At 64.0% G+C, this 22,083-nt stretch carries 22 protein-coding genes; 21 read left to right on the forward strand and 1 reads right to left on the reverse strand.

Annotated features, from left to right (window positions below):
* From NKI21_RS17950 to NKI21_RS18050, 21 genes are all read left to right on the forward strand, one after another.
* Positions 1 to 585 carry a MotE family protein gene (locus NKI21_RS17950; protein ID WP_027038251.1) on the forward strand — a complete coding sequence of 195 codons (585 nt, stop codon included), beginning with the start codon at positions 1 to 3 and terminating at the stop codon, positions 583 to 585.
* Positions 582 to 1,289 carry a flagellar basal body L-ring protein FlgH gene (flgH, locus tag NKI21_RS17955; RefSeq protein WP_127290408.1) on the forward strand — a complete coding sequence of 236 codons (708 nt, stop codon included), beginning with the start codon at positions 582 to 584 and terminating at the stop codon, positions 1,287 to 1,289. Before NKI21_RS17950 ends, flgH begins: the two co-directional genes overlap by 4 nt.
* Before the next feature lie 17 nt (positions 1,290 to 1,306).
* Positions 1,307 to 1,801, forward strand: a complete 495-nt coding sequence (locus NKI21_RS17960; RefSeq protein ID WP_352733656.1) for a flagellar basal body-associated FliL family protein — start codon at positions 1,307 to 1,309, stop codon at positions 1,799 to 1,801.
* The gene (fliP, locus tag NKI21_RS17965) at positions 1,798 to 2,529 is read left to right on the forward strand and encodes a flagellar type III secretion system pore protein FliP (RefSeq protein WP_128304917.1); all 732 of its coding nucleotides are present in this window, start codon (positions 1,798 to 1,800) and stop codon (positions 2,527 to 2,529) included. Before NKI21_RS17960 ends, fliP begins: the two co-directional genes overlap by 4 nt.
* Before the next feature lie 198 nt (positions 2,530 to 2,727).
* Positions 2,728 to 3,714 carry a flagellin N-terminal helical domain-containing protein gene (locus NKI21_RS17970; RefSeq protein WP_023810008.1) on the forward strand — a complete coding sequence of 329 codons (987 nt, stop codon included), beginning with the start codon at positions 2,728 to 2,730 and terminating at the stop codon, positions 3,712 to 3,714.
* A 268-nt stretch (positions 3,715 to 3,982) separates the two neighbouring features.
* The gene (locus NKI21_RS17975; protein ID WP_127290416.1) at positions 3,983 to 5,047 is read left to right on the forward strand and encodes a flagellin N-terminal helical domain-containing protein; all 1,065 of its coding nucleotides are present in this window, start codon (positions 3,983 to 3,985) and stop codon (positions 5,045 to 5,047) included.
* Positions 5,048 to 5,179: 132 nt separating this feature from the next.
* A complete protein-coding gene (gene fliF / locus NKI21_RS17980; RefSeq protein ID WP_023810010.1) occupies positions 5,180 to 6,826 on the forward strand; it encodes a flagellar basal-body MS-ring/collar protein FliF in 1,647 nt (548 codons plus the stop codon).
* Between the two features lie 3 nt (positions 6,827 to 6,829).
* Positions 6,830 to 7,456 (forward strand): hypothetical protein, encoded by a 627-nt coding sequence (locus NKI21_RS17985; protein WP_023810011.1) that lies wholly within the window; start codon positions 6,830 to 6,832, stop codon positions 7,454 to 7,456.
* Positions 7,453 to 8,796 (forward strand): MotB family protein, encoded by a 1,344-nt coding sequence (locus tag NKI21_RS17990; RefSeq protein ID WP_352441898.1) that lies wholly within the window; start codon positions 7,453 to 7,455, stop codon positions 8,794 to 8,796. The genes NKI21_RS17985 and NKI21_RS17990 overlap by 4 nt, the downstream gene beginning before the upstream one ends.
* Entirely contained in the window at positions 8,793 to 10,172 is a 1,380-nt protein-coding gene (locus NKI21_RS17995; protein WP_352441897.1) for a MotC family chemotaxis protein, read from the forward strand. The genes NKI21_RS17990 and NKI21_RS17995 overlap by 4 nt, the downstream gene beginning before the upstream one ends.
* On the forward strand, positions 10,169 to 11,542 hold the full coding sequence (gene fliK, locus NKI21_RS18000) for a flagellar hook-length control protein FliK (RefSeq protein ID WP_352866595.1): 1,374 nt from the start codon (positions 10,169 to 10,171) through the stop codon (positions 11,540 to 11,542). Before NKI21_RS17995 ends, fliK begins: the two co-directional genes overlap by 4 nt.
* Positions 11,472 to 12,059, forward strand: coding sequence for a transglycosylase SLT domain-containing protein (locus NKI21_RS18005; RefSeq protein ID WP_352441895.1), 588 nt, complete (start codon positions 11,472 to 11,474; stop codon positions 12,057 to 12,059). Before fliK ends, NKI21_RS18005 begins: the two co-directional genes overlap by 71 nt.
* 222 nt (positions 12,060 to 12,281) lie before the next feature.
* On the forward strand, positions 12,282 to 12,950 hold the full coding sequence (locus NKI21_RS18010) for a response regulator transcription factor (RefSeq protein WP_013529780.1): 669 nt from the start codon (positions 12,282 to 12,284) through the stop codon (positions 12,948 to 12,950).
* 79 nt (positions 12,951 to 13,029) lie between these two features.
* Positions 13,030 to 14,286 (forward strand): flagellar hook protein FlgE, encoded by a 1,257-nt coding sequence (locus NKI21_RS18015; protein WP_352866599.1) that lies wholly within the window; start codon positions 13,030 to 13,032, stop codon positions 14,284 to 14,286.
* A gap of 27 nt (positions 14,287 to 14,313) precedes the next feature.
* Positions 14,314 to 15,768, forward strand: coding sequence for a flagellar hook-associated protein FlgK (gene flgK / locus NKI21_RS18020; RefSeq protein WP_352441894.1), 1,455 nt, complete (start codon positions 14,314 to 14,316; stop codon positions 15,766 to 15,768).
* Between the two features lie 4 nt (positions 15,769 to 15,772).
* Entirely contained in the window at positions 15,773 to 16,816 is a 1,044-nt protein-coding gene (locus NKI21_RS18025) for a flagellar hook-associated family protein (RefSeq protein ID WP_023810017.1), read from the forward strand.
* Between the two features lie 31 nt (positions 16,817 to 16,847).
* On the forward strand, positions 16,848 to 17,195 hold the full coding sequence (flaF, locus tag NKI21_RS18030) for a flagellar biosynthesis regulator FlaF (protein WP_023810018.1): 348 nt from the start codon (positions 16,848 to 16,850) through the stop codon (positions 17,193 to 17,195).
* Positions 17,192 to 17,635 carry a flagellar biosynthesis repressor FlbT gene (gene flbT, locus NKI21_RS18035; RefSeq protein ID WP_023810019.1) on the forward strand — a complete coding sequence of 148 codons (444 nt, stop codon included), beginning with the start codon at positions 17,192 to 17,194 and terminating at the stop codon, positions 17,633 to 17,635. The genes flaF and flbT overlap by 4 nt, the downstream gene beginning before the upstream one ends.
* Positions 17,635 to 18,042, forward strand: a complete 408-nt coding sequence (gene flgD / locus NKI21_RS18040; RefSeq protein WP_013529774.1) for a flagellar hook assembly protein FlgD — start codon at positions 17,635 to 17,637, stop codon at positions 18,040 to 18,042. Before flbT ends, flgD begins: the two co-directional genes overlap by 1 nt.
* A 24-nt stretch (positions 18,043 to 18,066) precedes the next feature.
* On the forward strand, positions 18,067 to 18,333 hold the full coding sequence (gene fliQ / locus NKI21_RS18045) for a flagellar biosynthesis protein FliQ (RefSeq protein WP_013529773.1): 267 nt from the start codon (positions 18,067 to 18,069) through the stop codon (positions 18,331 to 18,333).
* A 224-nt stretch (positions 18,334 to 18,557) separates the two neighbouring features.
* Positions 18,558 to 20,201, forward strand: coding sequence for an MFS transporter (locus tag NKI21_RS18050; RefSeq protein WP_128303092.1), 1,644 nt, complete (start codon positions 18,558 to 18,560; stop codon positions 20,199 to 20,201).
* A 49-nt stretch (positions 20,202 to 20,250) separates the two neighbouring features.
* On the opposite strand, the gene NKI21_RS18055 is transcribed toward NKI21_RS18050, so the two are convergent.
* Positions 20,251 to 22,032, reverse strand: coding sequence for a chloride channel protein (locus NKI21_RS18055; protein ID WP_352866603.1), 1,782 nt, complete (start codon positions 22,030 to 22,032; stop codon positions 20,251 to 20,253).
* Positions 22,033 to 22,083 lie beyond the last annotated feature (51 nt).

Below are 22,083 nucleotides of genomic sequence, written 5' to 3' on the forward strand. Positions count from 1 at the left end.
ATGACGCGCTCCTTCCCACGCCATGACGGCAGACACCGCAAAGCCGCGATCCTGCTTGCGACCGCTATTCTCGCGGCGCTGCCCTTTGCCGGCGACACCGCACGCGGCGAGGAGACGGTCCGCCAGGTTCTGCCGGGAGCACCGGTGGCAGCGGCGCCGCAGCAATTGACACGGGAAAAGGCGCCGGACCAAAGCGAGATCGAGCGCTTCTGCTCAAACATCGCCGACGCCGCCCGCGACCGCCGCTATGTCCTGCAGGCGGAGGAGCTGAAGCAGCTCCAGGCCGGCATTGACGAGCGCATGAAAGCTCTCGATGCAAAGAAAGCTGAATACGAGACCTGGCTGAAGCGGCGCGAGGTTTTCCTGGCCCGGGCCGAGGACGGCGTCGTCCAGATCTACGCCGGCATGAAACCCGACGCCGCCGCCGAGCGGCTGGCCATCGTCAACGCCGATCTGGCTGCGGCCATATTGATGAAGCTCGATTCACGCAAGGCGAGCGTCATCCTCAACGAAATGGACCAGAAGGCGGCGGCGACGCTCACCGGCATTATGGCCAGCGCAGCCCGAAGGGTAGATCCGTCATGATCCGGAAAATGCTTGTCCTGTGCGCGGTCACCGTGCTGTCGGGTTGCGGAACCAACCTCAAGGAGGTCGGCAGGGAGCCGGCCCTGTCCCCGGTCGGCTCCGGCATCGATGGCGGCAGCACTGGCTCCCTCTATCGCTATCCGCAAACGCCGCCCGCGCCGGTCAAGAAATTCTCGTTGTGGGACGACCGCCAGAGCCGGCTGTTCACCGACCCGCGGGCGCTGTCCCAGGGCGACATCCTGACGGTCAAGATCAAGATCAACGATCGAGCCAACTTCAAGAACCAGAACGACAGGAGCCGCACCGCCAATCGCAAGCTCGGTTACGACCTCAGCGCGCAGTGGGACAAGTGGAGCACCGCCGGCAAGGGCGCTGGGGCTCTCAGCTCCACCACGGACACGACCGCCGACGGCGAGATCAAGCGCTCGGAGACGCTTGAGCTCAATGTCGCGGCGATCGTCACCGATGTGCTGCCCAACGGCAATCTGATGATCACCGGATCGCAGGAAGTGCGCGTCAACGCCGAGCTCAGGGTGCTGACGCTCGCCGGCATCGTGCGGCCGGCCGATATCGGCGCCGAAAACACCATCCCCTACGAACGCATCGCCGAGGCCCGCATCTCCTACGGCGGACGCGGTCGCATCACCGAGGTCCAGCAGCCTGCCTACGGCCAGCAGATTCTCGACCAGGTTCTTCCGTTCTAGGATCGGAGCAGGGCGCCGTGGCAAATATCGAACAGGTTCAGCCACGCAAGGGTCCCTCCCCTGCCATCCAGGCCGGCCTGCTGCTGCTTGTGACGGCGGCCGCCATTGGCATGGGCTGGATGTCCGGCGGTTATCTCAAAGGCGTTGGCGCACCGGCTTCGGTACCGGTCGCGCCTGAGAACGAAGGCAAGATCATGCAGCCCGCCGCGGCCGAGCAGCCAGGCCTGGGCCCGATGCTTGTCGTGCTGGCGCCGATCACCACCAACATCGCCTCGCCTGCCGGCACCTGGATCAGGATGGAGGTGTCCATCGTCTATGACGCGCCGCAGCCACAGGCAATGTCGGATGACATCCACCAGGACCTTCTGGCCCTGGTGCGCACGTTGAAGATGCATCAGATCGAGGGCGCCAGCGGCTACCAGCACCTGAAGGCCGACCTCGAAGACCGCGCCGCGATCCGCAGCCAGGGTCACGCCAAACAGGTACTCATCAGGACATTGCTGCTCGAATGAGAAAACTCCTTCTCGCCACGGCCATGATCGCCGCCGCCACCTCCATCGCGGCGGCCCAGCAACTCGATCTCGGCGGCATCGGCAAGGCTGACGGCACCACCGTCGGCTACATCATCCAGATGTTCGGCCTGCTGACCGTTCTGTCGGTGGCGCCAGGCCTGCTGATCATGGTGACCAGCTTCACCCGTTTCGTCATCGCCTTCTCGATCCTGCGCGCCGGCATCGGCCTGCAGTCGACACCGGCAAACCTCATCCTGATTTCGCTGTCGCTGTTCATGACCTTCTATGTCATGGCGCCGACCTTCGATCAGGCCTGGAACACCGGCGTCAAGCCGCTGATGGACAACCAGATCACCCAGACCGAAGCCTTCGACAAGATTTCGGACCCGTTCCGCACCTTCATGCTGCACAATGTGCGTGACAAAGATTTCGACCTCTTCGCCGACCTCGCCCGCGAGCGCGGCCAGACCGTTTCGCGTGACACCGTCGACCTGCGCATCCTGGTGCCGGCCTTCATGATCTCGGAGATCCGGCGCGGTTTCGAGATCGGCTTCCTGATCGTGCTGCCATTCCTGGTCATCGACCTGATCGTCGCCACGATCACCATGGCGATGGGCATGATGATGCTGCCGCCGACAGTGGTGTCGCTGCCGTTCAAGATCCTGTTCTTCGTCCTGATCGACGGCTGGAACCTGCTTGTCGGCAGCCTGGTGCGCTCCTTCAACTGATCCTGCCGCGCCGGCTCGAAATCCCAGCAATATATTTTCGATTAACCGTCCGGTTTAGCCCTTTGGTAGGGACTTGCCCGCATATTCGCTCGCAGATGGCGGGTGATCGATTTTGAGAGATCATGGGCATGATGCCGCACCGTCATACCGGTAGAGCCGGTATGTAAAAAATACCTGTAAAATCAAGGTACGAGTACCATGTCCAGCATCATGACGAACAGCGCCGCATTGACGGCCCTGCAGAGCCTCAACGCCACCAGCAAATCCCTCACCGACACCCAGGCCCGCATCTCGACCGGCTACAAGGTCTCGCAGGCTTCGGACAACGCCGCCTACTGGTCGATCGCCACCACGATGCGCTCCGACAACCAGGCAATGTCCACCGTTTCGGACGCTCTCGGCCTCGGCGCCTCCAAGGTCGACACAGCCTATACCGGCATGAGTAGCGCGATCGATACCATCAACCAGATCAAGACCAAGCTGGTCGCGTCCTACGGCCAGACGGACGCCTCCAAGGAAAAGACCCAGGTCGAAATCGCCGCCCTTCAGAACCAGTTGAAGGCCTACGCCGATGGCGCCACCTTCTCCGGCACCAACATGCTTTCGGTGTCCACTGCGACAGGCACCGCGGCCGACGTGAAGATTGTTTCGGCCTTCAACCGCGACGCGACCGGCGCGGCTTCGATCTCGACGATCGATGTCAATGTGGAAAGCATCAAGCTGTACGATGCCGGCGCGGCACCAACCGCCAAGGGTATTCTCGACACGGCTCGCCTCGGCACCACGGGCGCTGCTGTTGCCACGGCCTCGAACCCCACCCTGGGTGCTGCAGCAGCGGCAACCGACACCTATTCGGTTGCCTCGCTCACTATCTTTTCGGGTGGCACGGCTGCCAGCGATAGCCAGATCGCGCAGCAGATGAACGTCGTCGACGCCGCGCTCAAGGCCATGACCAACGCCGCCACCACGCTCGGCGCCGCCAAGAGCAGTATCGACCTGCAGAAGACCTTCACCTCGAACCTGATGGACTCCATCGATCGCGGTGTCGGCCAGCTCGTCGATGCGGACATGAACAAGGAATCGACCCGTCTGCAGGCCCTGCAGGTCCAGCAGCAGCTCGGCATCCAGGCGCTGTCGATCGCCAACGGTTCATCGCAGTCGATCCTGTCGCTCTTCCGCGGCTAATCGCCTTCGCCCAACCACAGTTCGCACTAAAAATTCGGGCCGCGCCAACAGCGCGGCCCGAATTGCGTTTTGCTCCAGCCCCACGCAACCCTCGATCCTTAACTCTCAAAAGCCAGCTTTTAACAGGCTGTTAACCATGCCGCGCTAGTTATGGTTAACCAATAGCTTACGACAGTTGGCGAATCGGTCCGACCGGCACGATGCCACCCGTTGAACTGGCCCATCCGGCATGTCTGAGCATGTCGGCTTTTGAGAAGGAGCGACTTTCTTGGCGAGCATCATGACCAACGCTTCGGCGTTAACCGCACTTCAAAGCCTCAGCGCCACCAACAAGTCGCTCGAACAGACGCAGGCCCGCATATCGACCGGTTACCGGGTCTCGCAGGCCTCGGACAACGCCGCCTACTGGTCGATCGCCACCACGATGCGCTCCGACAACGCGGCCCTGTCGACCGTGCAGGATGCACTCGGCCTCGGCGCCTCGAAGGTCGACGCCGCTTACACCGGCATGAACAATGTGCTGACAACGATCGGGCAGATCAAGACCAAGGTGCTGTCCATGGTCGGCCAGACGGATGCCGCCAAGGCAAAAACCCAGACCGAGATCAAGGCGCTTCAGACGCAGATGAAGTCGTTCGCCGATGCGGCGACCTTCTCCGGCTCGAATTTCCTGGCGGTGACCTCCAAGCAGACTGCCGCCCCCAATGATGGCGTCCAGCCCGACTCGCAGATCGTGTCCTCATTCAATCGCTCCTCATCCGGCGCAGTGTCGATCGGAACGATCAACATCGATGTTGAGGGCACCAAGCTTTTCGACTACGGCCTCGCCGCCGAGGTGAAGAATTCCGGAACCCTCGATCGCAAAACCTCCATCTATTCCACGGGCGCCGCCCAGACCCTGTACGACAACGCCTATGCGGGCGTGATCGCGGGCGGAGGAACGGATATCGCCGCGAACACAGCCGGCCAGACGGCGGCGGGAGCGGTCGCCAAGGTCGACAATATTTCCGCCTACAACCTCGACATCACGGCCCCAGGGGTAACCGACGACATCATCACGCAGATGGTAACCAGGATGGACAAGGTCATGGCCCAGCTGACCGACTCCGCCACCATCCTCGGCTCGGCCAAGAGCAGCATCGACCTGCAGAAGACCTTCACCCAGAGCTTGATGGACTCCATCGACCGCGGCGTCGGCCAGCTCGTCGATGCCGACATGAACAAGGAATCGACCCGTCTCCAGGCCCTGCAGGTGCAGCAGCAGCTCGGCATCCAGGCGTTGTCGATCGCCAACGCCGCCTCGCAGTCGATCCTGTCTCTGTTCAAGAGCTGATCACGGGCGCCACCGGCGCCCACCTTCCCATCAGATAATCGGGCCGCGCCGCAAGCGCGGCCCGATTTCATTTTCGCACAAGCTTCGAAGACTAGAGTTCCAGCGGACAATCATGCTGGGAGTCGTTGAACCGTGCCGGAACAGATCCAGAGCATCATCTCGAATCTCCGCGGGTTTGGCGTGAAGCGCCTCGCCATGCTGGCGGGCATCGCCGTTCTGGTGATGGGCGTCATCGGCATCGCCTCGGTCTATCTCAACCGCCCCGCCTACGACACGCTCTATGTGGGACTAGACCGTGCCGACGTGAACCAGATCGGCCTGGTGCTGGGCGAAGCCGGTATCGGCTTCGATGTCGGCGCCGATGGAACCTCGGTTCTGGTGCCGGCCGGCACCACCGCTCAGGCCCGCATGCTGCTCGCCGAAAAGGGCCTGCCGACCAGCGCCAATGCCGGCTACGAACTGTTCGACAATGTCGGCTCGCTCGGCCTCACCTCCTTCATGCAGCAGATCACCCGCGTGCGCGCGCTGGAAGGCGAGATCGCCCGCACCATCCAGTCGATATCGGGCATCAAGGCTGCGCGGGTCCACATCGTCATGTCCGAACGCGCCAATTTTCGCCGCGACGAGCAGCAGCCCTCCGCTTCCGTGGTCATCCGCTACGCCGGCATCGACGCCGAGAAGAGCGCCATGTCGATCCGCCATCTCGTCGCCGCCGCCGTTCCCGGCCTGTCGGCAGACAAGGTGACTGTTCTCGATTCCAGCGGCAATCTGCTGGCTGCGGGCGACGACCCTTCCAACACCAGCGCCGCCCGCACGCTCGGCGTCGAGCAGACCGTCGAGGCGCAGATCGGAGACAACATCCGCCGTGCGCTGACGGCCTATCTCGGCCCCGACAATTTCCGCGCCAGCGTCAAGGCCGAGGTCAACACCGACACCCGCCAGACGGAAGAGACCATCTTCGATCCGAATTCCCGCGTCGAACGCTCGGTGCAGTCGGTGCGGGCCAACGAGAACAACAACCAGAAGCAGGCTTCCACTCCGGCCAGCGTCGAGCAGAACCTGCCCGAGACCCAGGCAACCGCCACCGATGGTCCGCAATCCTCCTCGCAAAACGACCGCAGGGAAGAGATCACCAACTACGAGATCAATTCCAAGAAGATCGCCACGGTCTCCAACGGTTACACCGTCACCAAGATGTCGATCGCCGTGGTCGTCAATCAGCAGCGGCTGACGGCCATCCTCGGCAAGGACGCCACGCCGGAGCAGATCGCCAAGCGCGTCGCCGAGATCCAGAAGATGGTCACGTCCGCCACCGGCCTGGACGAAAAGCGCGGCGACATCATCGACGTCTCGGCGGTCGAGTTCATCGATGGCCTGGATGGCGAGGCGATCCCGCAGGCGGGAATGCTCGATTCTATCGGCCAGCATGCCGGCACGATGATCAATGCCGGTGCCTTCATCGTCGTGGTGTTCCTGGTCGCCTTCTTCGGCCTGAGGCCGATGGCCGCGGCGCTGACGGCAAAGGCTACTCCGGCCCTGGCAGGTCCCAGCTTCGACGACGTCCAGCGCTCGCTGCCGACGCCGGAGGCAATGGCGGCCACCGACAGTGCCGCGATCGGGACCTTGCCAGGCACACGCCCAGGCCCCACGCCGCTCGACGATCTTCGCCAGAAGATCCGGCCGGCGCCGCAGGACAGGCTTGCCAGGATGGTCGATCTCAACGAGGAGCGCACCGCGCAGATCCTGCGCAAATGGGCTGCCCAGGAAGTGGCGGTGTAAACCATGCCCTCCGTAGCCCTCTTCGACCTTCTGCCCGATTTCGGGACGCGCGCGCAACGCGCCGGCCAGCCCCGGGCAGCAGTCGATCCCGACCACAAGCCCGAGACGCCGGCGCCACAAGCCGATATCGGCACGCTGATCGCCGAGGCGGTTGCCCAGGCGGAGGCAGCGCTGGAGGTCCGCCTGTCGGCTGCGCATGACGCCGCGCTCGAAGCCGAACGCCAGGCCAGTGCCGAGGAAGCAAGGATATTTCTCGAAAGCCTCGGCGACGATGTCGGCAAGGCTGTCTCGTTGCGCATCGATGCGATGGAGGCGCGCGTGACCGGACTTGTCGCCGCCACGGTCGCCCGCATCATCGGCGGCATCGTCAGCGACGATCTGCAGAAACGTTCGATCGATGCGTTGGCCGGCGCCGTTCGCGAAGCGGTTGGCGATGCCGAAGCGGTGCGCATCGTCGTGCGCGGCCCGCTCTCGATGTTCGAAACACTGAAGGCGTCGCTCGGACCCCGCGCCGCCAATCTCGATTTTGTCGAGGCGCCAGGCTTCGACCTGACCGTCGCCATCGACGAGGCGGTGTTCGAGACGCGCATGGCCGAATGGTCGACGACCCTCTCGGAGGTCCTGGCATGAGCGTCGCCGACGCCGATCACGGCCGCCACGAGATCATCATCGTGCGGCGCAGTCATGACGACCATGACGAAGCCCACCATGGCGGCGTCTGGAAGATCGCCTTCGCCGACTTCATGACGGCCATGATGTGCTTCTTCCTGGTCATGTGGCTGATCAACGCCGCCAACGAGCAGACCAAGGCAGCCGTCGCCAGCTACTTCAACCCGGTCAAGCTGGTCGACCGCAATTCGAGCCGCAAGGGCCTGGAGGATCTCGGCGACGGCCCGCGCGCCATGGGGCTGACGGCCGACGATCCGCAAGAGGCGACCAGCAAAGCCGGACAGAACGGCAATGCCGGCGCGGGCGCGTCGGACCGCAAGCAGGACAAGCAGGAGCCGCAGCAGGCGGAACGCACCGACGATCATCTCTTCGCCGACCCCTACGCGGTGCTTTCGGAAATCGCCGCGGATACCGGCGTCATGCAGAATGTCAGCCAGAAAGGCGACGGCGGCGTGCAGGCTGCCGGACCGGCTACCGGCGCCTCCGGTGGCGCCTCCTACCGCGATCCCTTCGAGCCGGATTTCTGGTCGCAGCAGGTCGCGGCGCCCGGCGCCGAAGCCAGCGCCGAGCGCACCAAAATCGAGGGCGATCCGGCCAAGCCCGGCGACAAGACCGCCGAAACGCAAGTGCTCAAAGTCAAAGCCGTGCCGCCTGTCGCGGCCGCCCCGCTTGAGCCGCAGGCAAAGGACGTGACCGGCAAGCAGGCCGCGAACCCTGCCACGGCAATGGCCGGCGAGACCAAACCGGACGGCACCACGGTCGCCGACGCAGCCAAGGCAGAGCCTGAGGCGCAAAAGGCCGCCAAGCCCGACGTCGGCGAGAAGGCGCCAACCGCGGCTGCCGTCAAGGCAGCGGCCGACGTCAAGCGGCAACTGGCCGATGCCTTCAAGCCCGGCGACAAGCTGCACGACGGCGTCTCGGTCGAAGCCACCGACAAGGGGGTCGTCATCTCGATCACCGACCAGCTCGACTTCGGCATGTTCGAGGTCGGCTCGGCATTGCCGAGACGCGAACTGGTGCTGGCGATGGAGAAGATCGGCCGCATCGTCAACAGCCAGAAGGGCACCATCAGCATCAACGGCCACACCGACGCCCGGCCGTTCCGCGGCGACAGCTACGACAATTGGCGCCTGTCGACGGCGCGCGCGCATTCCGCCTACTACATGCTCGTGCGCGGCGGCGTCGACGAACGCCGCATCACCGAAGTCGCCGGCTTCGCCGACCGCCAGCCGAAAATAGCAGCCGATCCATTGGCGGCCGCGAACCGCCGCATCGAGATCCTGATGGCGACCGGCGGATGAAAAGAGCGGCCGTCACCCGCCGGTTGATTGGCCTGTTGCTGCTGGCCGGCGGACACCCGTCGACCGGTTTCGCCCAGGATACGCTGCAGCCGTATCAGTTGGTGCGCTCGCTGCAACTCATCCAGGACCGCATAGCCGCCGGCGATCATGCCGCCCTGCCGATGCAAGCCAAGCTGCTGGAGATGGCAGATGCGCGCCTGCGGGCGGCGAATGCCGAGGACTACAAGGATCCCAAGAACTTTCGAGCTCTGCTTGTCTATGGCATGAGCGGCGGCAACCCGGTGACCGTCGAAGCGGCCACGTCGCGCGCTACGACGGACCCGCAAAGCCTTGCCATCGCCAAAGGCGTGATTGATTACCTCAACGGCCGGCCCGGCGAGGCTATCGAAGCCTTGAGGCCGATCGATCCCATGGCGCTGCCCCCGGATCTCGGCGCCTTCCTCGCCCTGGTCAAAGGCTCACTGCTTGCCGGCGATCAACCGGCGACCGCACTCCGTCTGCTCGACGAGGCAAGATTGCTCAGCCCCGGCACGCTGGTCGAGGAAGCGGCACTTCGCCGTTCGGTTGGCCTTGCAGTCGCGCAAGGCGACGCGGCACGCTTCGCCCTTGCTTCCACCCAATATGTCGAGCGCTATCTCTATTCGCCCTATGCCAGCCAGTTCGCCGACTCCTTCGTCTCCGGCGTCATCGCGCTGCACATGTCGATCAGCCAGGACAAGCTGGGCGACATCACCTCGATGATGGATCCCGAGCGCGAGAAGGTGATCTATCTGCGCATCGCCCGCCGTGCCGCGATAGACGGCCTGAACGACTTGTCGGCCTTCGCTTCGGCGCGGGCGGAACAGGGCCGCGACGGCAACACCAATCAGGACGATCCACGCGCCCTGCTCTATGCCAGCCTTTCCACCGTCACCTCGGGTACAATCGAGGACGTTCGCGCCAAGCTCGGCAAGATCGACCGCAGCCGGCTGTCGGAGGGCGACCGCGCTTTGCTCGACGCCGCGCAGGCCATTGCCGGCGAGGTCGTCGCGCCGCCCACCGCCCTTCCGGCGGAAAAGCCTGCCCCAGTTCCTGCCGCCGCGGCACAGCCGGTGCCCGAGATCGCCACGGCGCAAGGCGCCGATGACAGTGGCCTGCCACCGGTCGAAGGCGCCATCTCGGAGCAACCCGCCGTCACCGCGGCCTCCGGCGGACCAGCCGCCAATGCCCCGGACATGGCAGCAGCGGCATCCGCCGAGCCTGCGACTGTCATGCCGGCGTCGGCACTGTCGCCCGCAGCCGGTCCAGAGCCCGCCGATCCGACCGACGCCGCCATGACCAGAACACGTCGACAGCTCGACCTGATCGACCAGATGCTTGGAGCCGCCCCAAAATGACCACCAGCCTCGGCTCGGCCTTGCCAGGATTTGCCTCCACGCGCGCGACGTCGGAGCAGCCTGCCGCGAACGGCAGGAACGATGACGCCGGCTTCGGCAAGATGCTGCGCGACGATGCCCGCCCGGAACGGCAGCCGTCGACAGAGGCGGGATCGCGCGACCAGCGCTGGAGCAAGCTCGCTGCCGGCCTTGCCGGGCATGACGCCAAGGCCGAACCGGCATCGGCCGAGCCCGGAAGGACCATCTCGGCCAAAGTGGCAAACGTGAAAACCGGCAAGGACGATTTGGAAGAAAACGCGAAGGCCGACGCTGAAGATACGGCGCCGGATGCCGGGCCGCTTCAGGACGACCTGCCGCTGCTGATCGCGTTTCATGACCTGCGGCATTTCGCGACAACGGCCAAGGCAGCCGGGGGCAATACGGCCACCGGCGAGAATCCGTCGTACCCGGCGCTCGATGGGCAGGCTTCACTGCCAAAGACCTACCGGCCAAAAGCCGCGGGCGGACGCGAAGCACTCGAAACCATGTCAAAGCCGGAGCAGGCGTCGATCGTCGACGGACCTTTGACGGCGCTTGACGGTCAGTCGCCGAGCGCTGCCTCCAGCGCGCCAAAACTCGACGCCGCTGCGGCGGCCCAGAAGCTGTCGGACGCACCGGCCGCCGATGTGCCCGGCGTGCGGTCGAAGCACACCGCGAATGCGATGAAGAGCATCGAGGATGTCCAGTCCTCGATGCGTCCAGAAGCGGGAAAACAGTCCCTGTCCACTGCGCGCATCGACGTGGTGTCGGAACGGAGTTTCCCCGCACCGCCGCAAAGTCCCATCAGCCAGGCAGCCCTCAATGTGATCAACGCCATAGCCGCCGACGCCGGGCCGCAAAAGGCGCTTTCAGCCTCACCCACGACCACCCATCTGGCCAGCTCTGTTGCCGTTCCGACACATGTGTTGAAGATCGAACTCCACCCCGCCGAACTCGGCATGGTGACGGCCAATCTTCGCCTCTCCGGGGAACAACTTTCGATTGAGCTGAAGCCTGAAACGCATGACGCTTATCGTCGGCTGTCGGCCGACAGCGAGGCCATCGTCAAGTCACTGCGGGGGCTCGGCTTCGAGGTTGACAAGGTCACGATACTGCAACCTTCGGTAGCAGCTCCCGCTACAACCCGGACGGATGCAACCGCTCCTATGGCGGCGGCGACAGGCCGCGATCCAGCATCCTTTCAACCGGGGAATTCGGGCAGCGGTAACGGTGGAGCCGGCGGCCAGCAACCGGGCCAGCAATCCTCAGGGAAACGCAACGATGACGCGCAGGACTACGGCCGCGGCACTTCGCCTGCTCGCGAGCGCGCTGGCGGCGATATCTTTATCTAGCGCGGCAAGCGCTGCCGCAGCTACGGCCAACCCTTGCGAGCCGGAAATCCTGCGCGCTGCCGATCGTTATGGCGTGCCCGCCGGCATCCTCTATGCGGTTGGCCTGACGGAGACCGGAAACAAGGGCAGCCTTCAACCCAATGCCTTGAATATAGAAGGAAAAGCAGTCTTTCCGAGGAGCCGGACCGAGGCCCTTGCCGCCTTCGCCAATGCCCGGCGCGAGGGCAAGACCCTGATCGATCTGGGCTGCATGCAGATCAATCACCACTATCACGCATCGCATTTTCGCAGCGTCGAGGACATGCTCGACCCACGCCAGAACGTCGACTATGCGGCGCGCTTCCTGGCCAGCCTTCATGCCCGTCACGAGACCTGGTCGATGGCCGTTGCCCGCTATCATGCCGGTCCCGACAACGACCCGGCGCAGAAGATCTATGTCTGCCGCGTCATTGCCAACATGGTCGCCACCGGCTTTGGAAAATGGACCGCGAACGCCCGCGGCTTCTGCAACCCGTAAGCGCATTTCCCGTTACTAATAGACCAACCGTACAACCCGAATTGTTGGTTTGACTTGATCATACCTTGCCGCCGAAAGCACATCTGGCCGCCCGCTAATGCAACCGGTACGATTCCAGACTCCCAAGAAACTAGCTACAAGAAATGACGGTTGTTCAGGATTCCCGCCAGCGGATACGCCTCTCTTCACGGGGCAAATGATTTGATTCGGAAGGCGGGGCCGATGATTGTGATCGTTGACGAGCGCGAGCTCGTAACAGAGGGATACAATTCACTTTTCGATCGTGAGGGCATCGCCTGTGCAGGCTTTGCGTCCGGCGAATTCGGTGAGTGGGTGAACTCGGCCGCGGACACCGATCTGCGCTCGGTCCGGGCCTTCCTCATCGGCGACTGCCGCGAAGGTTCCATCTCTCCCCGCCAGATCCGCGACCGCACCGGCGCTCCGGTCATTGCGCTCAGCGAACAGCATTCCCTGGAGAACACGCTGCGGTTGTTCGAGAGCGGCGTCGACGACGTCATTCGCAAGCCCGTCCATATCCGCGAGATCCTGGCCCGCATCACCGCCATCCGCCGCCGCGCCCAGGAAGACGTCGCCTATACTGAGATCGGCGCCATGCGCATCTTCATGGACGGCCGCGACCCCGAGATCGACGGTCAGCCCCTCCCCCTGCCGCGCCGTGAACGCCGCATCCTCGAATATCTGGCGAGCAATCGCGGGCGCCGTGTCACCAAGACCCAGGTTTTCAACGCCATCTACGGCATCTTCGACGAAGAGGTCGAAGAGAACGTGGTGGAAAGCCACATCAGCAAACTGCGCAAGAAGCTGCGCGAGAAGCTGGGCACCGACCCGATCGATTCCAAGCGTTTCCTCGGCTACCGGCTCGTCTTCTGATGCAGCGCCGCGCCAGCCTCGCGCAAGAAAACATGCGTAGCCTCGTAGCCAGCAGCATGGACACAGCGGAGACGTTTCGATGAGCCTCTACGGAATGATGCGGACCGGCGTTTCCGGCATGAACGCCCAGGCAAACCGCCTATCGACGGTGGCCGACAACATCGCCAATTCCGACACCACCGGCTACAAGCGCTCCTCCGCCGAATTCTCGACGCTGGTCATGCCGTCGACCGGCGGTGCCTACAATTCCGGCGGCGTCACCACGACGATCCGCCAGGCGGTCAGCGATCCGGGTGTGCTTCAATACACGACCTCGGTTTCCGACCTTGCCGTCAGCGGCGATGGCTTCTTTGTCGTTCAGGATCCGAGCGGCACCCCTTACCTGACCCTGGCCGGCGCTTTCGTTCCCGACGGTCAAGGCAGACTGGTCAACTCGGCCGGCTTCCAGTTGATGGCGTACAGCTACGACAACGGCGTACCGGCAGCGACGGTCAATGGCTTCGAGGGGTTGGTCCCGGTTGTCATCTCAGACCAGGGAATGACTGCAACACCGAGCACTGAGGGCAGCTATGCCGGCAACCTGCCGGCCGGCGCGACCCCGATCGCCGCCGGCAATCTGCCCACCACCAATGCTGTCGGCGCGCAGTACACCTCAAAATCCTCCATGGTTGCCTACGACAATCTCGGCAACAAGAAGCTGCTCGACGTCTATTTCACCAACACCGGCGCCGGCACCTGGCAGGTCTCGGTCTTCGATCAGTCTCAGGCCACGGCCGGGACAGCATTCCCCTATACCGGTGGCGCGCTGGGCTCGGCCAACCTGACGTTCGACGCCACCACTGGCAAGCTCACCGGCGCCGTCGACAGCGTCTCCCTCACCGTGCCCAACGGCGCCGCCTTTTCGCTCGATCTGTCTGCGCTGACCCAGCTTGGCGCCGGCTTCACGGTTTCCGACGCCCAGGTCAACGGCAACGCGCCGAGCACTATCGACAAGGTCCAGATCAGCAAGGACGGCACCATCTACGCGCAGTACAAGGACGGCTCCACCAAGCCGCTCTACAAGATCCCGCTGGCTGACGTACAGAGCCCGGATCAGCTCAAGGCGCTGCCTGGCAACGTCTATTCGCAGGGCACCGAGTCCGGCGCGGTTCGTGTCGGCTTTGCCAATGAAGGCAAGCTCGGCTCCATCATCTCCGGCGCGCTCGAGAATTCCAACGTCGACATCGCCGAAGAACTGACCAACATGATCGCGGCACAGCGCAGCTACACCGCCAATTCGAAAGTCTTCCAGACCGGTTCCGATCTGATGGACGTCCTTGTCAACCTGAAGAGATAAGACGGGCGTCGCCCGCGAAAGACCCGCATGTCACTGTCTACCGCATTGAGTATCGCCCAGTCGGCGCTTATGAACACCGCGCGACAGACCAGCGTTGTCTCGCGCAACGTGGCCGACGCCTCCAACCCGGACTATTCACGCCGTCAGGCCGTCGTCACCAGCACGGCGCCGGGCGCGCGTTCGGTCGATATCCAGCGCGCAGCCAACGAGCTTTTGTTTCGCCAGAATCTCGGCGCGCTGTCGGCCTGGAGCGGGCAGAACGCGCTCTACAGCGGCATGGATCAGCTGGGCGTTGCGGTCAATGGCGTCGACAATGCGTCCTCGCCCTCGACCGCGATCGCCAACCTGCAGCAGGCGCTGCAGCTCTACGCCACCTCGCCGTCGAACCAGAACCTCGGCGCCTCGGTCATCGACGCCGCCAAGCAGGTCGTGCGCTCGCTCAATGAGGGCTCCAAGGCAGTCCAGGATTTCCGCACCCAGACCGACGGCCAGATCGCCACCGCCGTCGATGACCTGAACTCGCTGCTCGGCCAGTTCCAGGATGCCAACACGGCGGTCATGTCCGGAACCCGTTCCGGCACCGACGTTTCCGATGCGCTCGACCAGCGCGACGCGCTTTTGAAGAAGATTTCGAACTATGTCCCGGTGTCGACCTTCACGCGAGGCGACAATGACATGGTCATCACCACCGGTGACGGCACGACTTTGTTCGAGACGATACCGCGCACGGTCACCTTCGCGGCGTCGGCAGGCTATACCGCGGGTGCCGCCGGCAATGCCGTTTACATCGACAACGTGCCGATCTCGGCGGGAGCCGGCGGCAACACCAGCGCCAGCGGCACGCTTGCCGGCCTGCTGCAATTGCGCGACGGCGTCGCCTCGACCATGCAGAGCCAGCTCGATGAGACCGCGCGTGGCCTGATCACCGCTTTTGCCGAGACCGCACCCTCGATGGCCAATGCCGCCGGCCTGTTCACCTGGTCGGGGGCGCCGGCCGTGCCGGCCGCCGGCACGCTGGTCACCGGCCTTGCCGCGTCCATCAGCGTCAATGCAGCGATGGACCCGAGCACCGGCGGCAACCCGACGCTGCTGCGCGACGGCGGCGCCAATGGTGCTGCCTATGTCGCCAACACGGGCGGCGGCGCGTCCTATTCCACCCTTCTGGTTGCCTATGGCGACCGGCTCGACCAGCCGATGACTTTCGACCCCGCCGCCGGCGTTTCGGCAACCTCCAGCGTATCCGACTACGCCGCCAGTTCGATCGGTTGGTTCGAGAGCGTGCGCCAGCAGGCTTCGACCGCCTCCGACGCCAAGGAAGCACTGGCATCGCGCAGCGCCGAGGCGCTGTCCAACGCGACCGGGGTCAATGTCGACCAGGAAATGTCGCTGCTGCTCGACCTCGAACACACCTACCAGGCATCAGCCCGGATGATGAAAACCGTCGACGACATGTTGACGGCCTTGCTCAACGCGGTGGGATAATTCCATGACTTCAGTCTCCTCGGCCGCAATCTCCAATGCCATGCGCTCCCAGCAGATGCGCATGCAGGCCGAACTCGTCAAAGCCACCAAAGAATCCTCGACGGGCCGGGTCGCTGACGTCGGCCTGGCTCTCGGTGGGCGCACCACCCAGGCCGTCACCTTCCAGCGCGATCTTGACCGGCTCAACGTCATCATCGATTCCAACGGCCTGGTCGGCGCCCGGCTTTCCTCGACGCAGACCTCGCTTGGTCAGCTCTCCACCGCCGCGCAGACCTTCCTGTCCGCCCTGACCACCGCTTCCTCGAGCGACTCGTCCAACAGCCTCACCCGGGACTCCGGCAAGGCGACCATCCAGCAGCTGACCTCGATCCTCAACACCAGCGTCAATGGTGAATATCTGTTTGCCGGCACCAACACAGACGTCAAGCCGATCAACGATTTCACCGCTGCCGGCTCTCCTGCCAAGGCTGCATTCGATACCGCTTTCCTCACCAATTTCGGTTTCACCCAGGACGACCCGGCAGCGGCCAACATCACGGCTGCCCAGATGGACGATTTCATCACCAATGATGTCGTGCCGCAGTTCACGGGCGCGGGTTGGCAAGGCAACTGGTCGAACGCCACCGACCAGCAGATCGTCAGCCGCATCGCACTCAACGAAACCACACCGACTTCGACCAGCGCCAACAGCGATGGCATTCAGAAACTCGCCATGGCGGCAGCCATGGTCAGCAGCCTGATGTCCAGCAACATCAGCCAGGCGGCGAAGAATACGGTTGTCAGCCGCTCGACCACATTGGTTGGCGAAGCGCTGAGCGGCATTGGCCAGCTTCAATCCGAGACCGGCATCGTCCAGAAGCGGGTTTCCGATGCCAACGATCGGATGAAAACGCAGGTCGACCTTTTCGAACGGCACATTCTCGATCTGGAAGCCGTCGATCCGGCGGCAGCCGCGACACGGGTCGCGGACCTGACACAGCACATCGAAACGTCTTTCGCGTTGACCGCACGCCTGCAGCAGCTCAGCCTGTTGAATTACCTGACCTGACAACGCTTAACGGAACGGTAGAGCCCCAACGATGTACCAATTCTCCTACGCCGACATCCAGAGCAACTCCGTTGCCGACGCGAAGGACCGCGAGCGGGAGCTTCTGACCCGCTCGATCGACATGCTGGCGGCGGCAGCAGCGGCCGGCCACGATTCGATGGAGGCGATCGAGGCGCTTCACTTCACCAACCGCGTCTGGACCGCCTTCGTCGAGGATCTTGGCTCCAGCGACAACGCCCTGCCCAAGGAACTGCGCGCCAACCTCATTTCCATCGGCCTGTGGCTGCTGCGCGAGGCGGAGGACATCCGTCAGGGCCGCACCAACAATTTCGAAGGGTTGATCGAGGTGTCCCAGATCATCAGGGACGGCATTCAATGACCAACACGCTGAAGATATCGCTGAAGCCGAACGAAAAGATCTACATCAACGGCGCCGTCATCCGGGTCGACCGCAAGGTCACCGTCGAATTGATGAACGACGTCCAGTTCCTGCTCGAAAGCCACGTGATTCAGGCCGACGATGCCTCGACGCCGCTCAAGCAGCTTTATTTCATCCTGCAGGTCATGCTGATGAACCCGGCCGGCGCCGCCGCCGCACGCGACATGTTCCGCCGTTCGCTGCCGCTGCTTCTGGCAAGCTTCGAGGACACCCAGATCTGCAGCGCGCTGAAACAGATCGACCGCATGGTCGGCGAGGATCATATCTACGAGGCGCTGAAGGCGATCCGCGCGCTTTATCCGCTCGAACGCCGCGCGCTGGGTGGTAATGACGATGTTTCGGGTGCCGAGCGCCCGTTGGCTGTGGGAGCACGATACTGATGAACGTGGACATGACGACGACGATTCCGACCGGCGCCAATCAGGCCACGGCGTCGACCTCGAAGACAGCGGTCGACTACCAGTCGTTCCTGAAGCTTCTGATCGCCGAGATGAAGAACCAGGATCCAACCAAGCCGATGGATTCGACGCAATATGTCGCCCAGCTCGCCACCTTCTCTCAGGTCGAGCAATCGGTGCAGACCAACACCAAGCTTAATCAAATCATGCAGTCCTCGGCGCTGTCGCAGGCCGACGCACTGATCGGGCGCTCGATAACCTCCGCCGACGGCCTGACGACGGGCACCGTGGCTTCGGTGCGCCTCGCCAGCAACGGTCTCATCGCCGTGCTGCAGAACGGCACCGAAGTCGCGGTCGGTCCGGGAGTTTCGGTCAAGGCAGCAAGCTGACGCTTTCGGCAGAGAGCCAGTCCCATGAATGAGGCCGACGCTCTCGACATCGTCCAGTATGCGGTGTGGACGGTGCTCGTCGCGTCGGCTCCGGTGGTGCTGGTCGCCATGGTGGTCGGCATCGGCATCGCCCTCATCCAGGCGCTGACGCAGGTGCAGGAGATCACCTTGACCTTTGTGCCGAAAATCGTCGCCATCATGCTGGTGGTGGCGCTGACCGGCCCCTTCATCGGCAGCCAGATATCGGCCTTCACCAACGTCATCTTCGAGCGCATCCAGAACGGATTCTGAACCTGTTCCAGGATGGTGTGCCGCGGCATGCCGTTCGCAATTGTCTGAAGACAGAGCCGCCCCGCGGCACCTCCGGACCCACGGCGGACAAGGCCTGGACCGCCTCTATCCCATTGTTGGACCATGAGCTTTTTTGCCCTTTGCGGCGCCATGCCCTACTTTCGGCAAACGGTCTGCGCAAACGGATTGTCTGACGAGCAGGCACGACATGGCAGGAACCCCAAATGATTGACGAAAAGCCGGACAGCGAGAGCGTCTCGGCGCTGGCGCCCTTCCGTCACGGCATTTTCCGCGCCGTATGGGGCGCAAGTCTCGTCTCGAATTTCGGTGGCCTGATCCAGGGTGTCGGCGCCGCCTGGATGATGACCACGATCGCCACCTCGCCCTATCAGGTGGCCCTGGTCCAGGCTTCGACCACCTTGCCGATCATGCTGTTTGCACTCGTAGCCGGCGCCATCGCCGACAGTTTCGACCGGCGCAAGGTGATGCTGGTCGCCCAGACCTTCATGCTGGTGGTGTCGGTGCTCCTGACCGTGTTCACTTATTCCGGCCTGATCACGCCATGGACGCTGCTTGCCTTCACCTTCCTGATCGACAGCGGCACCGCGCTCAACAGCCCGTCATGGCAAGCCTCCGTCGGCGATATCGTACCCCGCAACAAGGTGCCGGCGGCCGTCGCCCTCAATTCGATGGGCTTTAACCTGACGCGCAGCGTCGGTCCGGCGATCGGCGGCATCATTGTCGCCGCGGCCGGTGCGGCGGCCGCCTTCGCGGCGAACGCGGTGAGCTATATCGGCCTGATCGTCGTGCTGGCGCGCTGGAAGCCGGACGTGCCCATGTCGACCTTGCCGCGCGAGTCGCTGGGGGCCGCCATGGGCGCCGGCCTGCGCTATGTCGCCATGTCGCCCAACATCGGCAAGGTGCTGGTCAGGGGAGCTGCGTTCGGCTTCAGTGCAGGCGCTGTGCTTGCGTTGCTGCCTCTGGTGGCGCGCGATGTCGTCAAGGGCGATGCGCTGACCTATGGCATCATGCTCGGCGCCTTCGGCATCGGCGCGGTCGGCGGCGCCTTGATCAGCGTCAGGCTGCGGCAGCTGCTCTCCAGCGAGACGATGGTGCGCTGTGCCTTCGCCGGCTTCGCCGTCTGCGCCTTCAATGCCGCCGTCAGCCAGCATGCCTGGCAGACGTCGCTCGGCCTGCTTGTCGGCGGCGCCTGCTGGGTGATCGCGCTTTCGCATTTCAACGTCACGGTGCAGATGGCGACGCCGCGCTGGGTAGTCGGCCGGGTGCTGTCGGTCTACCAGACCGCGACTTTCGGCGGCATCGCGCTCGGCAGCTGGATCTGGGGTGTCGTCGCCGATGCGCACGGCGCCGAAACCGCGCTGATCGCAGCCAGCGTCGCCATGCTGGCCGGCGGCGCCATCGGTCTTTTGCTCCCGCTGCCGCAACAGCAGGTGCTCAACCTCGACCCGCTCAATCGCTTCAAGGAACCGCACCTTGCGCTTGACCTGAAGCCGCGCAGTGGTCCCATCGCCATCATGATCGAGTATGTGATCCGGCACGAGGACGAACCGGAGTTCCTCGCCATCATGGCCGAACGCGGCCGCATCCGCCGTCGTGACGGCGCCCGCAACTGGACACTGGCGCGCGATCTCGAGAATCCCACCGTATGGATCGAGCATTATCACACGCCGACCTGGATCGAATATATCAGGCACAATGGACGCATCACCCATGCCGACGCTGTCATCGGCGAACGCGTGCGGGCCCTGCACAGCGGCGACGAACCGCCGCGCGTGCGACGCATGATCGAACGCCCGACCACTGCGGGCACAGCGCTTGTGATGGCCAAGGGACCTATCGAGCATTAGGGCTCCGCAACCGCGCCCCCTGTCGCAGGCACCCCGCTTGGCCCTCCCGTCACCCCTCGCCCGACAGGTCCCGGCGCGCCTTGTCGAGTTCCTCGGCATAGCGCCGCATCAGATGGCCTTCGGTCAACAGGCCCAGCACGATGTGGTCGGTGAAATCCTCGACGACAGCGAGTTCTTCGGCGCCGGCGCGCTGGAATGTTTCCGCGGCGGCCTGCACGTTCATGCTCGGCACCAGCACCGCGTCCTTGTATTTGGCAAGATCGCGCACCGGCACCTCGCCATCGGAAGGATCGCTGTGCAGTTCGGCCACGATCAGCACGCCGACATAGTGGTCGCCCACGTCGACGGCGATGACCCGCTGGGCAGAGCCGAGCGGCACTTGCTTGCGGAAGGCTGCCAGGGTCGTCGAGGCATAGATGGTCTTGATGTCCTTACGCATCATCGAGCCGACTGTGAGGCTGCGCATCCAGCCGACATCGTGGGCGCTGCGGATGGTCTCGCCGCGCAAATGGAAGCGCCATGTCGAGAACGAATAGCCGAAGGTCTCGCGCACCAGGATCGCCGACATGATCGAGGCGGCCAGCACGACGCCGGTCAGCGTCAGGTCGCGGGTCGATTCCAGCGCCAGGAAGGTCATCGTCAGCGGACCGCCGACGACACCGACGGCGAGCGACGTCATGCCGACGACGGCGGCAACAGCAGGGTCGATGCCGGTTGCCGGCGAGACGACGATCATCACATCCGCGAATGCCTTGCCGAGCAGCGCGCCGAGGAATAGCGAGGCGAAGAACAATCCGCCGCGAAAACCCGACCCCAGCGACACCGCCGACGCCGTCAGCTTGAGCACGAAGACGCTGGCCACCACGGCCAGCCCGTAATTCATCGAGAATTCGCGATGCAGCGCGCCATGGCCGCTGGACAGCACTTGCGGGGTGATAAGACCCAGCAGCCCGACGATGACGCCACCGATGACGGGGCGCAGCGCCGCATCGATCGACAGTCTGGCAAAACCACGTTCGATTAACGTCACCAGATGCATGATGGCGATCGAGGCGGCACCGCCGAGCAGGCCGAGCAGCAGGAACGGCACATACTGGCTGGCGGTGAGCGCCGGCAGGCCCGAAAGCTCGAGCGGAAACGGCACGCCGCCGAACATTTCGGCGGTCAGCGAGGCGCAGATCGCGGCTGTCAAGACCGGCGCGACATTGGCGACAGAGTAGATGCCGATGACCAATTCGAAGCCGTAGAAGGCGCCGGTCAGCGGTGCATCGAAGGCGGCGGCGATGGCGCCGGCCGCACCACAGCCGACCAGGATGCGGACATCGTTGCGGCGCAGCCTGAAGATGCCCGCCAGCCGCGATGCCAGCCCGGAGCCAACCTGCGTATAGCCGGCTTCCAGCCCGACCGAGGCGCCAAAACCGCTGGAGATCATCGTCTGGCCGGCGATGATGAAGGTGTCGGTCAGCGACATGCGCCCGCCATAGAGCGCATTGGCTTCGATCGGGTCGATCGGCGTGCGGAATTTCCGTATCCTGAGCCAGACCACCGTCAGCCCCAGCAGCATGCCGCCGATCGCCGGTATCAGCGCCTGCATCGGATTGGCGAGCGAGAACATGCCGGAAAGCCGGCCGCCTGGCTGAACGCCGAACAGCAGCCCGTGCAGGTCCTGCACGATCTGGCTCATCGCCGTGACCAATATGCCAGCCATCACGCCTACGACACCTGCGAGGATGACCACCACGATGCCGCGTGCCTCGAGCAGAGGCAACGACCTGACCAGCACCGCGCGCAGCCGGCGGGCGTAGACTTCGCTGTGGTTTCTGGAAAGCACCGGGGCGGCTCGCCGATATCGAAAGGCAGTGGAAAGCCAGCCTGATACGCC

It is taken from the genome of Mesorhizobium sp. M0715, assembly GCF_040320355.1.
Taxonomy (GTDB): Bacteria; Pseudomonadota; Alphaproteobacteria; order Rhizobiales; family Rhizobiaceae; genus Mesorhizobium.

Bases quoted from the DNA above. Each gene is read 5' to 3' on its own strand.
- NKI21_RS18015 (WP_352866599.1), top strand. From the start codon at position 13,030: ATGAGCCTCTACGGAATGATGCGGACCGGCGTTTCCGGCATGAACGCC.
- NKI21_RS18050 (WP_128303092.1), top strand. From the start codon at position 18,558: ATGATTGACGAAAAGCCGGACAGCGAGAGCGTCTCGGCGCTGGCGCCC.
- NKI21_RS18025 (WP_023810017.1), top strand. From the start codon at position 15,773: ATGACTTCAGTCTCCTCGGCCGCAATCTCCAATGCCATGCGCTCCCAG.
- NKI21_RS18005 (WP_352441895.1), top strand. From the start codon at position 11,472: ATGACGCGCAGGACTACGGCCGCGGCACTTCGCCTGCTCGCGAGCGCG.
- flaF (WP_023810018.1), top strand. From the start codon at position 16,848: ATGTACCAATTCTCCTACGCCGACATCCAGAGCAACTCCGTTGCCGAC.
- NKI21_RS17970 (WP_023810008.1), top strand. From the start codon at position 2,728: ATGTCCAGCATCATGACGAACAGCGCCGCATTGACGGCCCTGCAGAGC.
- NKI21_RS17985 (WP_023810011.1), top strand. From the start codon at position 6,830: ATGCCCTCCGTAGCCCTCTTCGACCTTCTGCCCGATTTCGGGACGCGC.
- fliK (WP_352866595.1), top strand. From the start codon at position 10,169: ATGACCACCAGCCTCGGCTCGGCCTTGCCAGGATTTGCCTCCACGCGC.
- flgK (WP_352441894.1), top strand. From the start codon at position 14,314: ATGTCACTGTCTACCGCATTGAGTATCGCCCAGTCGGCGCTTATGAAC.
- flgD (WP_013529774.1), top strand. From the start codon at position 17,635: ATGAACGTGGACATGACGACGACGATTCCGACCGGCGCCAATCAGGCC.
- NKI21_RS17950 (WP_027038251.1), top strand. From the start codon at position 1: ATGACGCGCTCCTTCCCACGCCATGACGGCAGACACCGCAAAGCCGCG.
- flgH (WP_127290408.1), top strand. From the start codon at position 582: ATGATCCGGAAAATGCTTGTCCTGTGCGCGGTCACCGTGCTGTCGGGT.
- NKI21_RS17990 (WP_352441898.1), top strand. From the start codon at position 7,453: ATGAGCGTCGCCGACGCCGATCACGGCCGCCACGAGATCATCATCGTG.
- fliQ (WP_013529773.1), top strand. From the start codon at position 18,067: ATGAATGAGGCCGACGCTCTCGACATCGTCCAGTATGCGGTGTGGACG.
- flbT (WP_023810019.1), top strand. From the start codon at position 17,192: ATGACCAACACGCTGAAGATATCGCTGAAGCCGAACGAAAAGATCTAC.
- NKI21_RS18010 (WP_013529780.1), top strand. From the start codon at position 12,282: ATGATTGTGATCGTTGACGAGCGCGAGCTCGTAACAGAGGGATACAAT.
- fliP (WP_128304917.1), top strand. From the start codon at position 1,798: ATGAGAAAACTCCTTCTCGCCACGGCCATGATCGCCGCCGCCACCTCC.
- NKI21_RS17995 (WP_352441897.1), top strand. From the start codon at position 8,793: ATGAAAAGAGCGGCCGTCACCCGCCGGTTGATTGGCCTGTTGCTGCTG.